11 protein-coding genes and 1 pseudogene are annotated in these 14,152 nt (G+C 73.7%); 5 read left to right on the top strand and 7 right to left on the bottom strand.

Annotated features, from left to right (window positions below; all coding sequences use genetic code 11):
- Positions 1–178: 178 nt before the first annotated feature.
- The 6 genes from IE118_RS22520 to IE118_RS22495 form a co-directional block, all read right to left on the bottom strand.
- The gene (locus IE118_RS22520) at positions 179–1,177 is read right to left on the bottom strand and encodes a sugar phosphate isomerase/epimerase family protein (protein WP_189559806.1); all 999 of its coding nucleotides are present in this window, start codon (positions 1,175–1,177) and stop codon (positions 179–181) included.
- A gap of 14 nt (positions 1,178–1,191) precedes the next feature.
- Entirely contained in the window at positions 1,192–2,400 is a 1,209-nt protein-coding gene (locus tag IE118_RS22515) for a Gfo/Idh/MocA family protein (RefSeq protein ID WP_189559805.1), read from the bottom strand.
- 80 nt (positions 2,401–2,480) lie between these two features.
- A complete protein-coding gene (locus IE118_RS22510; RefSeq protein WP_189559804.1) occupies positions 2,481–3,527 on the bottom strand; it encodes a substrate-binding domain-containing protein in 1,047 nt (348 codons plus the stop codon).
- Between the two features lie 17 nt (positions 3,528–3,544).
- The gene (locus tag IE118_RS22505) at positions 3,545–4,564 is read right to left on the bottom strand and encodes an ABC transporter permease (protein WP_189559803.1); all 1,020 of its coding nucleotides are present in this window, start codon (positions 4,562–4,564) and stop codon (positions 3,545–3,547) included.
- Positions 4,561–6,078 (bottom strand): sugar ABC transporter ATP-binding protein, encoded by a 1,518-nt coding sequence (locus tag IE118_RS22500; protein ID WP_189559802.1) that lies wholly within the window; start codon positions 6,076–6,078, stop codon positions 4,561–4,563. The genes IE118_RS22505 and IE118_RS22500 overlap by 4 nt, the downstream gene beginning before the upstream one ends.
- Positions 6,079–6,393: 315 nt before the next feature.
- On the bottom strand, positions 6,394–7,575 hold the full coding sequence (locus IE118_RS22495; protein ID WP_189559910.1) for an ROK family protein: 1,182 nt from the start codon (positions 7,573–7,575) through the stop codon (positions 6,394–6,396).
- 349 nt (positions 7,576–7,924) lie between these two features.
- Here IE118_RS22495 and IE118_RS22490 point away from each other — a divergent pair, with 349 nt between their 5' ends.
- Both IE118_RS22490 and IE118_RS22485 read left to right on the top strand, forming a co-directional pair.
- A complete protein-coding gene (locus tag IE118_RS22490) occupies positions 7,925–9,634 on the top strand; it encodes a serine/threonine-protein kinase (RefSeq protein WP_189559801.1) in 1,710 nt (569 codons plus the stop codon).
- On the top strand, positions 9,631–10,281 hold the full coding sequence (locus tag IE118_RS22485) for a hypothetical protein (RefSeq protein ID WP_189559800.1): 651 nt from the start codon (positions 9,631–9,633) through the stop codon (positions 10,279–10,281). Before IE118_RS22490 ends, IE118_RS22485 begins: the two co-directional genes overlap by 4 nt.
- A 16-nt stretch (positions 10,282–10,297) precedes the next feature.
- Here IE118_RS22485 and IE118_RS22480 read toward each other — a convergent pair whose 3' ends face one another.
- On the bottom strand, positions 10,298–11,245 hold the full coding sequence (locus tag IE118_RS22480) for a beta-ketoacyl-ACP synthase III (RefSeq protein ID WP_189559799.1): 948 nt from the start codon (positions 11,243–11,245) through the stop codon (positions 10,298–10,300).
- Between the two features lie 291 nt (positions 11,246–11,536).
- Here IE118_RS22480 and fdhD point away from each other — a divergent pair, with 291 nt between their 5' ends.
- The 3 genes and pseudogenes from fdhD to IE118_RS22465 all read left to right on the top strand — a co-directional run.
- Entirely contained in the window at positions 11,537–12,385 is an 849-nt protein-coding gene (gene fdhD / locus IE118_RS22475; RefSeq protein ID WP_189559798.1) for a formate dehydrogenase accessory sulfurtransferase FdhD, read from the top strand.
- Positions 12,386–12,476: 91 nt separating this feature from the next.
- A complete protein-coding gene (locus tag IE118_RS22470; protein ID WP_189559797.1) occupies positions 12,477–13,724 on the top strand; it encodes a DUF5005 domain-containing protein in 1,248 nt (415 codons plus the stop codon).
- Positions 13,720–13,941, top strand: a pseudogene (locus tag IE118_RS22465) (LysR family transcriptional regulator); the annotation flags it as partial. The gene IE118_RS22470 and the pseudogene IE118_RS22465, both read left to right, overlap by 5 nt.
- Between the last annotated feature and the right edge of the window lie 211 nt (positions 13,942–14,152).

The following is a 14,152-nucleotide window of genomic DNA, read 5'->3' as shown; positions in this document are numbered from 1 at the left end:
TAACCGCGTTCGTCCGGGCCGAACAGCCCTTGGGCCGGAGCTGGTTGAACTTTTTCCCAGTTCAGGACAAAGCGGGACGCGGGCAGGCCGGACCCGGGGGCCGGCGTTCTCACCGGTCCCCGGTCCCTGCCCGCATCCGCGGCGGCTCCCGTCGCGGAAGCCGCCGCGGATGCTCCGGTCAGCTGTTGAACGCGGCGTCGAAGGAGGCGCTGGGCGGCTCGAAGTCGTACGCCTTGAGGCGGGTCAGGGCCTCGGGGGCGCCCTGCAGGCGGTCCATGCCGGCGTCCTCCCACTCGACGGAGACGGGCCCCTGGTAGTCGATGGAACGCAGCATGCGGAAGACGTCCTCCCAGGGGACGTCGCCGTGGCCGGCGGACACGAAGTCCCAGCCGCGGCGGGGGTCGCCCCACGGCAGGTGGGAGCCGAGGCGGCCGTTGCGGCCGTCGAGGCGCTTGCGGGCCTCCTTGCAGTCGACGTGGTAGATCCGGTCGCGGAAGTCCCACAGGAAGCCGACCGGGTCGAGGTCCTGCCACACGAAGTGGGAGGGGTCGAAGTTGAGGCCGAAGGCCGGCCGGCGGTCGACGGCCTCCAGGGCGCGCACGGTCGTCCAGTAGTCGTAGGCGATCTCGCTGGGGTGCACCTCGTGGGCGAAGCGCACGCCCTCGGTGTCGAAGACGTCCAGGATCGGGTTCCAGCGCTCGGCGAAGTCCTGGTAGCCGCGCTCGATCATGGACTCGGGAGCGGGCGGGAACATGGCGACCAGGTGCCAGATGGCGGACCCGGTGAAGCCGATGACGGTGTCGACACCGAGCAGGGCGGCCGCGCGCGCGGTGTCCTTGATCTCGGCGGCGGCGCGCTGCCGTACGCCCTCGGGCTCGCCGTCGCCCCAGATGCGGTCGGGCAGGATCGCCCGGTGGCGTTCGTCGATGATGGCGTCGCAGACCGCCTGGCCGACCAGGTGGTTGGAGATCGCCCAGCACTTCAGGCCGTACTTCTCCAGGAGCTGGTGGCGCCCGGCGACGTAGGTGGGGTCGGCGAGTGCCTTGTCCACCTCGAAGTGGTCTCCCCAGCAGGCGAGTTCGAGGCCGTCGTAGCCGAAGTCGCGGGCGAGTCGGCAGACCTCCTCCAGGGGCAGGTCCGCCCACTGGCCGGTGAACAGTGTGAAGGTGCGCGGCATACGTTTCCGTCCTCTCAGGCGGCGATCGGGGTGTAGACGGAGTTCTTCTCGGCGCTCTCCTCCACCGCAGCGAGGACACGCTGGACCTGCAGCCCGTCGGCGAAGGAGGGTTCGGGGGCGCGGCCCTCGGCGACGGCGTGGACCAGGTCGCGGGCCTGGTGCACGAAGGTGTGCTCGTAGCCGAGGCCGTGGCCCGGCGGCCACCAGGCCTCGAGGTAGGGGTGGTCGGGTTCGGTGACCAGGATGCGGCGGAACCCGGCGTGGGCGGCGGGCTCCGTGCCGTCGTGGAACTCCAGCTCGTTGAGCCGTTCCAGGTCGAAGGCGAGGGAGCCGCGCTCGCCGTTGAGTTCGATGCGCAGGGCGTTCTTGCGTCCGGTGGCGTACCGGGTGGCCTCGAAGGAGGCGAGGGCGCCGGAGGCGAAGCGGCCGGTGAACAGGGCGGCGTCGTCGACGGTGACCTGCCCGGTGCCGCTCGCGGAGACGGCGGCCAGGCCGCTGCTCGGGGCACTGGGCAGGGGCCGCTCCCGCACGAACGTCTCGGTGAGCGCGGAGACGCCGGCCAGCTGCTCGCCGGCCAGGTACTGGGCCAGGTCGACGATGTGCGCGCCGAGGTCCCCGAGCGACCCGGAGCCGGCCTGTTCCCGGCGCAGCCGCCAGGTCAGCGGGAACTGCGGGTCCACCAGCCAGTCCTGGAGGTACGCCACCCGCACGTGCCGCAGGGTGCCGATGCGGCCCTCGGCCACCATCCGGCGGGCCAGCGCGGTCGCCGGCACCCGGCGGTAGTTGAAGCCGACCATCGCCAGCTGTCCGCGCCCGGCCGCCTGGTGCGCGGCGCGGGCCATCGCCTCGGCCTCCGCGACGGTGTTGGCGAGGGGCTTCTCGCACAGCACGTGCTTGCCCGCGGCGAGCGCGGCCAGCGCGATCTCGGCGTGGCTGTCGCCGGGGGTGCAGATGTCGACGAGGTCGATGTCGTCCCGCTCGACCAGGGCGTGCCAGTCGGTCTCGGTCCCGGCCCAGCCGTGCCGGTCGGCCGCGGCGCGCACGGCGTCCGCGTCCCGGCCGCAGATCACGGCCAGTTCGGGGCTGAGCGGCAGGTCGAAGACGTGTCCCGCGGTGCGCCAGCCCTGGGAGTGGGCGGCGCCCATGAACGCGTAACCGACCATGCCGATGCGCAGCGGTGGCTTCCCCGTCCGGTCCCCTTCGGACGCTTGCGGCTGTGCCATGCGGATGTCCTCCTCGTCGTCGTGGCGGGCGGGGATGGGCCCCGCCCGGTGGGCTGGTCAGGCCCGCGGGGCGGGGCTCCTCACTTGAAGCCGGTGGACATGTACTGGTCCACGTTGTCCTTGTCGACGACGGCCGAGTAGCAGGTCACCGACGAGGGGATCTCGAATTCGGCGAGGCCGCCGACGCCCTTGCCCTGGCCGAGGGCGCGGGCGAGGTCGATCGCGGAGGCGGCCATGGTCGGCGGGTACAGGACGGTGGCCTTGAGGACACCGTTGTCGGCCTTGATGGCCTCGAAGGCGGAGAGCGCGCCCGCGCCGCCCACCATCAGGAACTCGTCCCGGCCGGCCTGCTCGATGGCGCGCAGCGCGCCCACGCCCTGGTCGTCGTCGTGGTTCCACAGCGCGTCGATCTGCGACTGGGCCTGGAGCAGCTGGGCCATCTTGGCCTGGCCGGACTCGACGGTGAACTCGGCGGCCTGGCGGGCCACCTTCTTGATGTTGGGGTAGTTCTTCAGCGCGTCGTCGAAGCCCTGGGTGCGCTGCTTGGTCAGCTCCAGGTTGTCCAGGCCGGCCAGCTCGATGACCTTGGCGTCCGGCTTGTCCTTGAGCTTCTCGCCGATGTAGTGACCGGCGTTCAGGCCCATGCCGTAGTTGTCGCCGCCGACCCAGCAGCGGTACGCCTGCGGGGTGTTGAAGATGCGGTCGAGGTTGACGACGGGGATGCCGGCGCGCATCGCCTTGAGTCCGACCTGGGTGAGGGCCTTGCCGTCGGCGGGCAGGATCACCAGCACGTCGACCTTCTTGTTGATGAGGGTCTCGATCTGGCCGATCTGCTGGGCGGTGTCGTTGGAGCCCTCGGTGATCTCCAGGGTGACGTCGCTGTACTTCTCCGCGCGCTTCTTGGCGTTGTCGTTGATGGCGTTGAGCCAGCCGTGGTCGGCCTGGGGTCCGGCGAAGCCGATGGTGACCGGCTTGCCGGGCTTGTCGTCGGCGGCGGGCTGGTTGTCGGCGGCCTGCTTGTCCTCACTGGGCTCGTTGCTCGTGCATCCGGTGACGAGCACGCCGGCGGATACGGCGGCCGCCCCGAAGAGCAGTCCTCTGCGGCTCGTGAAAGGTGTCTCTGGCATGGCGGTGAACCCTTTCCTCAGGTCGTGCTCGCGGTACGGCGCTGGACCAGCACGGCGGCGACGATGATCGCGCCCTTGGCGATCTGCTGGACGTCGCTCTGCAGGTTGTTCAGGGCGAAGATGTTGGTGATGGTGGTGAAGATCAGGACGCCGAGGACGGAGCCGACGATGGTGCCGCGGCCCCCGGTGAGCAGGGTGCCGCCGATGATCGCGGCGGCGATGGCGTCGAGTTCGTAGAGGTTGCCGTTGGTGTTCTGGCCGGAGCCGGCCAGGACGATCAGCAGGAAGGCCGCGATGCCGCAGCACAGTCCGGAGAGCAGGTACAGGTAGAGGCGCTGGCGGCGGACGTCGATGCCGGCCAGCCGGGCGGCCTCCGCGTTGCCGCCGACGGCGACGCTGCGGCGGCCGAAGGTGGTCCGGTTGAGCACCAGCCAGCCGATGACGGTGACGGCCGCGAACACCAGGACCAGCGGCGGGATGCCGAGGACGTAGGAGTCGCGCTCACCGAGGTCGAGGACGCCGTCGACGGTGACGATCTGGGTGCGCCCGTCGGTGATCTGCAGGGCGAGACCGCGGGCCGAGGCGAGCATGGCGAGGGTGGCGATGAAGGGGACCATCCCGCCGTACGCGATGAGCACTCCGTTGACCAGCCCGCACCCCAGGCCCACGAGGACGGCGGTGAAGAGGATGCCGGCGAAGCCGTACTCCTGGGTGGCGACCGTGGTGGCCCACACCGAGGCGAGGGCGACGATCGCGCCGACCGACAGGTCGATGCCGCCGGAGATGATCACGAAGGTCATGCCGACGGTGACGACACCGATGACGGAGGCCTGGGTGAGGACGAGCTGCAGGTTGCGGGTGTCCAGGAACTGGTCCGGTTTGGTGATGCCGCCGATCAGGATCAGTACGGCGAGTACGCCGAGCAGGGACATCGTGCGGACGTCGGCGCGGAACAGCACGGCGCGCCAGGCGGGTGGTTCGGCGGCCGACGGCACCTTGCCGGTGCTGTCCCGCGGCGGGGAGACGGGCTGCGTCATGACGCCGGGCTTCCTTCCATGACCAGGTCGAGTACACGGTGTTCGTCGAGTTGCGTTGCGGGCGCGGTGTGGACGACGTCGCCCTCGCGCAGGACCAGGACGCGGTCGGCGAGGCCGAGGACCTCGGGCACCTCGCTGGAGACCAGCAGCACGGCGAGGCCCTCGTCGGCCAGCCGGCGCACCACCGCGTACAGCTCCGCGCGGGCGCCGACGTCGACGCCGCGGGTGGGTTCGTCGAGCAGCAGCACCCGGCAGCCGCGCAGCAGCCAGCGGGCCAGCACCGCCTTCTGCTGGTTGCCGCCGGACAGGGTGCGCACGGGCACGTCCGGGTTGTCGGGCCGCAGGGACAGTTCGCGGACCGCCGCGCGCGCCGCCCCCAGTTCGGCGCGGCGGTCGATCCAGCCGAGCCGCGCGAAGCGGGACATGGAGGAGACCGACACGTTGCGGGTGACGGACTCCAGCATGAGCAGCGCCTGCGCCTTGCGTTCCTCGGGGGCCAGTCCGAGCCCGGCGCGCACGGCGGCCCGTACGCTGCCCGGCCTCAGCGGCTTCCCGTCGACGAGCACGCGGCCGGTGTCGGGCCTGCGGGCGCCGTAGACCGTCTCCAGGATCTCGGAGCGGCCCGAGCCGACGAGCCCGGCCAGCCCGACGATCTCGCCGGGGCGGACCTGGAGGTCGATCGGCGCGAACTCCCCCTTGCGGGACAGTCCTTCGACGACCAGCACCGGGTCGCCCTGTGGGTCGGAGGCGGGCCGGGGCGGGAAGACGTACTCGACGTTGCGGCCCGTCATCAGCGCGACCACCTCCTTGGTCGGCGTCGACTTCGCGGGCAGTCCGCCGGCCACGGCCCGGCCGTCCTTCAGGACGGTGACCCGGTCGCCGATGCGCCGGATCTCCTCGAGCCGGTGCGAGATGTAGACGACGGCGACGCCGTCGGCGGTGAGGTCGCCGACGATGCGGAAGAGGTTGTCGACCTCGTCCGGGTCGAGGGCGGCCGACGGTTCGTCCATGACGATGAGCCGCACCTCGTGGGAGAGGGCCCGCGCCATCGAGACGATCTGCTGGTGTGCCGCCGAGAGGTCGCCCACCAGCCGGCCCGGGTCGATCTCCGGGTGCCCGAGCCGTTCGAGGAGGGCGGCGGTCGACGCCTTGGCGGCCCTGCCCCGCACCACGAACCCGGCGGTGGTGGGTTCGTGGCCGAGGTGGACGTTCTCGGCGACCGACAGGTGTTCCACCAGGTCGAGTTCCTGGTAGATGGTGGCGATGCCGAGACGCATGGCGGCGATCGGCGAGCGGAGCGTGACGTCCTCGCCGCGCCAGCGGATGGTGCCCGAGTCGGGCTGGTGGGCGCCGGCCAGCACCTTGATCAGGGTGGACTTGCCGGCGCCGTTCTGGCCGAGCAGGCAGTGCACCTCGCCGGCCTGGACGTCGAGGTCGACGCCGTCCAGGGCCCGGACTCCGGGGAACGACTTGGTGATGCCGGACATGCTGAGCAGCGGTGGTTGTGGTGCCATGCGGATTCCCCTCGGCGGGCGTGCGGGGCCGGTGTCAGGGCGGTTCCCTCGCGGGGCAGGCGTTTTCGGGCAGGGCGGAGCGACGCGGTGGCGGGCGTGGTCGCCCGCGGTGACGGATGCGGCGAACGGCGGGAGTGGTGCGTGCGGTGACCCGGGTGGGACGGGGCGCGGTGCGATCGGGGCGGGGGCGAAGGTGTCCTGTGCGGTGGAACGGAGGTGGTGAAGGGCGGAGCTGTCCTGTGCGGTGGAACGGAGGTGGTGAAGGGCGGAGCTGTCCTGTGCGGTGGAGCAGGAGTAGTGAAGAAGTGGTGCTGCTTACGCGGGTGAGAACAGGTGGTCGCTGATCAGCCGGGCTCCGCCGATGACGCCGGCGGTGGGGCCCAGCTCCCCCAGGACGATCGGCAGGTTGCCGGTGGCCAGGGGCAGCGACCCGCGGTAGACCTGGGTGCGGATCGCGGCGAGCAGGGTGTGGCCGAGGCCGGTCACCCCGCCGCCGATCACCACCAGGCCGGGGTTGAAGAAGCTGACCAGGCCGGCGATGACCTGGCCGGTGCGGTTGCCGCCCTCGCGGATCAGGTCGAGGGCGGTGGCGTCACCGGCCGCGGCCGCGGCGGCGACGTCGACGGCGCTGAGCGTGCCGTTGATCTCCAGTCGGCCGGCGAGTTCCGCGGAGCGCTGCTGCTGGGCGGCCTCCGTGGCGTCCCGGGCGAGGGCAGCGCCGGAGAAGTGTGCCTCCAGGCAGCCCCGGTTGCCGCAGGCGCACGGGCGGCCGTCGGGCACGGCCTGGATGTGCCCGATGTCGCCCGCGCTGCCCGTCGCGCCGCGGTGCACCTCACCGCCGACGACGATGCCGCAGCCGATGCCGGTGCCGATCTTGACGCAGAGGAAGTCCCCGACGGTGCGGGCGACACCGGCGTGCTGCTCCCCCATGGCCATCAGGTTCACGTCGTTGTCGACCATGACCGGGCAGCCGAGGTCCTGGCTGAGCGCCTCCCGCACGGGGAAGCCGTCCCAGCCCGGCATGATCGGCGGAGCCACCGGGATGCCCTCGGGGAAGCGGACCGGGCCCGGGACGCCGATACCGGCGCCGTCGAACCCCTCCGCGAACCCGGAGGCCTTCAACTTGGCTGCCATGGACAGCACTTGCTCGAAGACCGCGACCGGTCCCTCGCGTACGTCCATGGGCTGGTTGATGTGCCCGAGGATCTCCAGTTCGGCGTTGGTGACGGCGACGTCGACCGAGGTCGCGCCGATGTCGACGCCGAGGAACCGCAGGTGCGGGTTGAGACGGATGTTGTGGGAGCGCCGGCCGCCGCGCGAGGCGGCGAGTCCGTCGGCCACGACGAGTTCCGTCTCCAGCAGCCGGTCCACTTCCACGGCCAGTTTCGACCGCGAGAGGTCGACCTGGTCGCCCAGCTGGGCGCGGGAGTTGGGGCCGCCGTCGCGCAGCAGCCTCAACAGCCTGGCCTGATGGGCGTTCGCGGGGCGCGCCGTCATGCGTCTCACGTACCCCTCCCCGCCTCGTCGGCCTGTGCGTGCCGGATTCCGGCCACGTGTGTGGCGTTCCTTCGGATGGGAAAGTAGCAGCGCCTGCCGGAGGTGGGAAGAAGTCGCGCAGGAATTGACCCCTACTTTTTCCACTCACAGGACAAAGACGTGTCCGCGGCCCGCCGGCCGCCCGTCGCCCCGCCGTCCGCCCACGACCGGTTCGCGGGCCCGCCGCACGGCGAGGAGGGGCGGATCCGCAACCGCGGTGGCCGGAAGTGTGTCTGTCATCGCGAGGGCCGGACGCCCCGGAGTGCCGTGACGCTCCCGGGCCCGGACAAACGGCCCCGGGGGGTTGTCGATGAGTGCGTGGACGGTTCCGGGATACACCGAGTCGCTGGAGCTGGGGGCCGGGGCGAGCGGGCGCGTGGTGCTGGCCGTCCACGAGGGGACCGGCGTGCCGGTCGCGGTCAAGTACCTCAGCGAGTCGCTGCACACGCGCCCGGGCTTCGTGCACGGCTTCCGCGCCGAGGCGCGGCTGCTCGGCGGGCTGGACAGTCCGTACGTCGCGGGCCTGTACGAGTACGTGGAGAGCCCCGACGGGGCCGCCATCGTGATGGAACTGGTGGACGGTGTGTCCCTGCGCGCCCTGCTGGCCCGGCGGGGCCCGCTGGATCCCGAGGCCGCGCTGCTGGTCCTGAAGGGGTCCCTGCTGGGCCTCGCCGACGCGCACCGGCTCGGCGTGGTGCACCGCGACTACAAGCCGGAGAACGTCCTGGTCACGCCCGACGGCGCGTCGAAGCTCGTGGACTTCGGGATCGCGGTCGGCTCCCGTGCGCGCGCCGGGGTGGCGGGCACCCCCTCCTACATGGCTCCCGAGCAGTGGCGCGGCGAGCCCGCCTCCCCGGCCACCGACGTGTACGCGGCGACGGCGACCTTCTTCGAGTGCCTCACCGGCCGCAGGCCCTACGCGGGCGACAACATCGCCGAGCTCGCGCTGCGGCACGTCGACGCACCGGTGCCGTCGGACGACGTGCCCGCGCCCGTACGGGCCCTGGTCCGCCGCGGCCTGGCCAAGGAGGCGTCCGGGCGGCCGGCCGACGCCGAGGCGTTCGTCGCGGAGCTGGAGGCCGTCGCCGGCGCGGCGTACGGGCCCGGCTGGGAGGAGCGGGGCCGCGGGCGGCTGGCCGCGCTGGTGGCGCTGCTCCCGCTGCTGCTGCCGTCGGCCCGTACGCCGGGGCGGTCGGCGGCCGACACCGCGCACACCGTGCTGCGCCGTCCGCGGGGCCGGGGCCGGGCGCAGGCCTGGAAGCCCACGGGGCCGGGGATGCTCGCGGCCGCGGCCGCCGTGCTCCTGGCCCTGCTGGTGGCACACGCCGCGCCGCCGGACACCGGAGGGTCCGGGGAGCGGGCGGCCGAGGCGCTCGCCACCACCAGCGCCGTCCCCGACGTGACCGCGGGGCCCACCCCCGCGGCACCGGCTCCGGCGACCGCGGGCCCCGCCGGGCCGTCCCCCGCCCTCACCGGCGCGGCCCCGGACCCCACCACGGCCCCGGACGCCGGGACGAGCCCGGCCGCCACGGCTACGGACCCGGACACGGGCGCGGAACCGGGGCCGGAACCCGGCACGGGGCCCGCCCCCGGTACGGAGCCGGGCACGGACCCCGGTACGGGCACACCCGCCGGCCCGCCGCCCGCGACCGGTACCCCGACCGCGTCCCCCACCGGCACCGCCCCGGCCGCGCCCGCCGTGAAGGACCTCACCGTGTCCGAGTTCCGGCAGACGGGCCCCGACACCGGCACGGCCACGGTCACCGTCGTCACGGACGGTCCCGGACCGGTGTCGATCGGCCTGCGCTGGTCCACGGGCGACACCCGGGGCGCGCCCGGAACCCCGGACGGCGCCAATCAGGTCTTCGAACGCAGTGGCGCCACCCAGTACACGATCACCGCCGAGCACGTCTTCCTCGGCCCCGGCTGCTACTGGACGGTGACGGCGACGACCGCACCGGCGTCCGCCGCCGGCGGCGCCTCCCGGACCCTGCTCACCAGGCGGTGCGACCTGCGATGAAGGAGACGGACGAGCCGGCTCCCCCGCCCGGCGACGACTACAGCGCCACCGTGCTGGGGAGCCACTGGATCCAGCGGCCCGGGCAGGACACCCCGGCGACGGCGACGGTACGGGACACCGGTACCCGGCCGGACCGGGTCGAGGGCACGGTGCTGCGCTTCGGCCCGGGTGTACCGGGCGCCCTCGCGCACCGGTCCGCCAGGACGCCGCCCCCCGCCCCGCTGCCGCCGCCCCGGCGGCACGGTGTGCGCCGGTACGCGCTGCCGGCCCTCGTCCTGCTCGCCGTCCTGGCCCTGCTGACCTGGCAGCGTCTCGGTCCGGCGCCGGCGGTACGGGACGCGGAGGTGGCGGCGCCGGCCGCCGCGGTGGGCTGTGGCGGCACCGCGGACCTCGTGGGCACGGTGACCACGAACGGCCGCCCGGGCACCCTCACCTACCGCTGGACGCGCAGCGACGGCACGTCGTCCGGCGTCCTGCGCGAGGAGGTGGCCCCGGGGCAGGAGCGGGTGCGGCTGCACCTGTTGTGGACCTTCGAGGGCGCGGGCCGCTACGAGGCCCGGGCGGAGCTGCGGATCCTGTCCCCCGGCGTCCGTACCGCGGCGGCCGGGCTGACGTACGACTGCCCGGCCGGCGGGCGGCCCCGGTAGCCCGCCCGGGGCGGGCTCAGGGGCAGCGGACGACCTGTCCCGCGTACGACAGGTTCCCGCCGAAGCCGAAGAGCAGCACGGGGTCGCCGGTCGAGACGGCGCCCTGTTCGACGAGCTTGGAGAAGGCCAGCGGGATGCTCGCGGCCGAGGTGTTGCCGGACTCGGTGACATCGCGTGCCACGACGGCGTTGACGGCGCCGAGCCTGCGGGCGAGGGGTTCGATGATGCGCAGGTTGGCCTGGTGCAGCACCACCCCGGCGAGGTCCGCCGGGGCCAGCCCCGCCTTCTCGCAGGCCTGGCGGGCGACGACGGGCAGCTGGGTGGCGGCCCAGCGGTAGACGCTCTGCCCCTCCTGGGCGAACCGGGGCGGCGTCCCCTCGATCCGCACCGCGTTCCCCATCTCGGGCACCGAACCCCACAGCACCGGGCCGATCCCCGCCCGCTCCTGCGGGGCGCATGCCTCCACCACGGCGGCCCCGGCCCCGTCGCCGACGAGGACGCAGGTGGAGCGGTCGGTCCAGTCGGCCACCTCGGACATCTTGTCCGCGCCGACGACCAGCACCCGCTGCGCGCCGCCGGCCCGTACGGCGTGGTCGGCGGTGGCGAGGGCGTGGGTGAAACCGGCGCACACCACGTTGATGTCCATGACGGCGGGTCCGGGCATGCCGAGGCGGGCGGCGACCCGGGCGGCCATGTTGGGCGAGCGGTCGATCGCGGTGGAGGTGGCGACCAGGACCAGGTCGATCTCGGCGGGCGTGCGGCCGGCCGCCGCCAGAGCCTTGGCGGCGGCGTGCGCGGCCAGTTCGTCGACGGGTTCGTCGGGTCCCGCGATGTGACGGGTCCGGATGCCCACCCGGCTGGTGATCCACGCGTCGCTGGTGTCGACCATGCCCGCCAGATCCTCGTTGGTGAGGACCCGGGCGGGCTGGTAGTGGCCGACGGCGGCGATGCGCGAGCCGATCATGGGTGGATCCCCCTCGTTTCCGGTTACGGGATGCACCAGTCTGATCAGTGACTCACGGGTACGAGGGCAGGTGAAGCGACAGGAAACGCGCACCATGCTTGTCGGCTTCGGTCAGCCCCCGCAGGGGGCGCGCCGCGGGCGGACGGGTCAGCCGGTGGCCGGTTGCGCCGGCGTGGTGCCGGGAGACGGACCACCGGTGCCGCACGGAGCCCCACCGGGATCAGCGGCCCCGCTGCCCCGTGCGGGACCATGAGATCGTGAAGGCCGGGACCGAGCGGAACTGGTGGAGACATGGGACGAGTCACGGAACGACGCAAGGTGCTCCGCATCCGGGACGGAGCCGTCTCCAGCCGCCCCGACACGCTCGTCGCCGAGGAACCCCTGGAGATCAGGCTGAACGGCAGGCCCCTCGCCGTCACCATGCGTACCCCGGGCGACGACTTCGCGCTGGCGGCCGGTTTCCTGGTGAGCGAGGGGGTGCTGGCGGCCGCGGACGACCTGCGGAACATCGTCTACTGCGCGGGGGCCACCGCCGAGGGGTCGAACACCTACAACGTGGTCGACGTGCAGACCGCCGCCCACGTGACGGTCCCGGACATCACGCTGGAACGCAACGTCTACACCACGTCCTCCTGCGGCCTGTGCGGCAAGGCCAGCCTCGACGCGGTGCGCACGACGGCCCGCCACCCCATCGCCGACTCACCCCCGCTGCGCGTGGACCCCGAACTGCTGGCCGCGCTCCCGGACCGGCTGCGTGCCGCGCAGCGGGTCTTCGACCGCACCGGCGGCCTGCACGCCGCGGCCCTGTTCGACGAGCACGGCGAACTGCTCGACGTGCGCGAGGACGTGGGCCGGCACAACGCCGTCGACAAGCTGGTCGGCCGCGCCCTGCAGGCCGGCGGCCTGCCGCTGTCCCGGTCGGTCCTGCTAGTCTCCGGCCGCGCCTCCTTCGAGCTGGCGCAGAAGGCGGTCATGGCCGGCGTCCCGATGCTGGCGGCGGTGTCGGCGCCGTCCTCGCTGGCCGTGGACCTGGCCTCGGAGACGGGGCTGACCCTGGTGGGCTTCCTGCGCGGCCGTTCCATGAACGTGTACGCCGGCGCGGACCGCGTCGCCCCGCGGACCGCGGCCGCCCGGGACTGACCTGCCGCCCGGAGCGCCCTCATCGCGCCACCCCGACCGCGCGCCGGGCCCCATGGACCCGGCGCACCACGATCCACTAACGTCACCGGGCGTGCCCGACGACACAGCACGAGCACGCGAGTGGACGGGGACCGGGATCGCGCTGGCGCTGACCCTGGTCCTCGGCACCGTCCTGGTCACCGGCCTGCCCGGCGACGACAGCGGACCGGACGACGGCGGACCGGACGACGGCGGCTGCCGGCCCCGTACGGTCGCCTCATGGAGCGCGGACACCGCCCTCACCTCCGAGTTCGCCCGGTACGGCGACGACGCCGGCCGCACCGACGACTGGACCGGCGGGGACGGCAGCCACTCGGTGCGGCTGCCCGACGGGCGGCTGCTGTGGCTGTTCTCCGACACCTTCCTGGGGACGGTGCACCGGCCGCCCAACCCGGTCGGCGAGTCGTACGCCTGGCGGGACACCACCGCCCCGATGGTGCGCAACTCGGCCGTGCTCATGCGCGACGGCCGGCTCGAAAGCACCCTGCCCGCTCCGCTCTTCCCCGACCCGGCCCCGGGCCGGTGGCGCTGGCCGGTGGCCGCCCGGGTCGAGGCGCGCTCCCCCGGCTCCCCGGAGCAGGTGGTGAAGGTGCTGCTGTGGGTGCGCCAGGACGGGCAGCACCCCTGGATCTACGGTGTCCCCGTCGCCACCGAGGTCGCCACGCTCTCCCTGCCCGACCTGCGGCTGGAGTCGGTCGTCACGGTGCACGACCAGCAGCAGGTCGCCGATCCGTCCCGGCGGGTGCTGTTCGGGACCACCCTCGTCGAGGAGGACGGCTGGACGTACGTGTTCGGCGGTGACGACGGCCGTCCCGCCGCCCGTCCGGCCTCGCACGCCTATGTGGCGCGCGTCCCCGACGGCGGGCTCGGCGACCCGGCCGCCTGGGAGTTCTGGGACGGCTCCCGGTGGCAGACCCGCGCCCGCCCGGGCCCCGTGCTCGGCGACGGCCGGCACACCGGCGTGGGCAGCGCGTTCTCGGTGGCCCGCGACGAGGGGACGTACGTCCTGTTCACGATGGCGGCGGGCGCCGAGGGGCTGACCACGGTGGCGTCGTACTGGGCCTGTTCCCCGACCGGGCCGTGGCACGGGCCGGCGCACGAGCTCACCCCCGCGCTGCCCGCGGACGGGACGGCCGCCTACAACCCGCAGACGCACCCGGAGCTGAGCGGGGACGGGCGGCTGGTGCTCAGCTACGACGTGAACTGGCTGGAGATGTCCCAGGCCGCCGTCATGCTCAGCCGGAACGTGTCCCTGTACCGGCCCCGGTTCCTGACCGTGCGGCTCGGTCCGCGGGACTGACGCGGCCCGCGCCGGGCTGGGCGTGATGGTGCACTCGCGGGGGCTGATCCCGCCGGGGCTGGAGCGGGTGCCCGACCGCGCGGGACTGCCGCAGCCGGGTGAGGTGGACTTCGTGGTGCACGGCCGGCACCGGCCCGCCGCGCGGGGAGCCGCCGACGCGCCGGCTGCGGCGATCCTGGCGGGCGGCGGCCGGCTGCACCGCGGCGGGCCGGGGTGACGGTTCCGCCGGCACCCGCCGTCCGCCGCCCGCACGTGATCCGGTGGAGGCCGCCGTGCCGCCGTCGTGCCGCCGTCGGCCGCCCCAAGGGCCGGTCACGGGGTCGTACAGATTCGGTGGAGATGGCTCCACCGAACTTACCCGTCGGTCAGGTTTTCGTCCGCCGTTTCCCCTTGTGCGCGGATTTTCCGCCCCTGACCAGCGCGGACGG

The sequence above is a fragment of the Streptomyces pilosus genome (assembly GCF_014649835.1).
GTDB classification, from domain to species: domain Bacteria; phylum Actinomycetota; class Actinomycetes; order Streptomycetales; family Streptomycetaceae; genus Streptomyces; species Streptomyces pilosus.
This window is presented reverse-complemented; position numbering and strand designations above follow the sequence as displayed.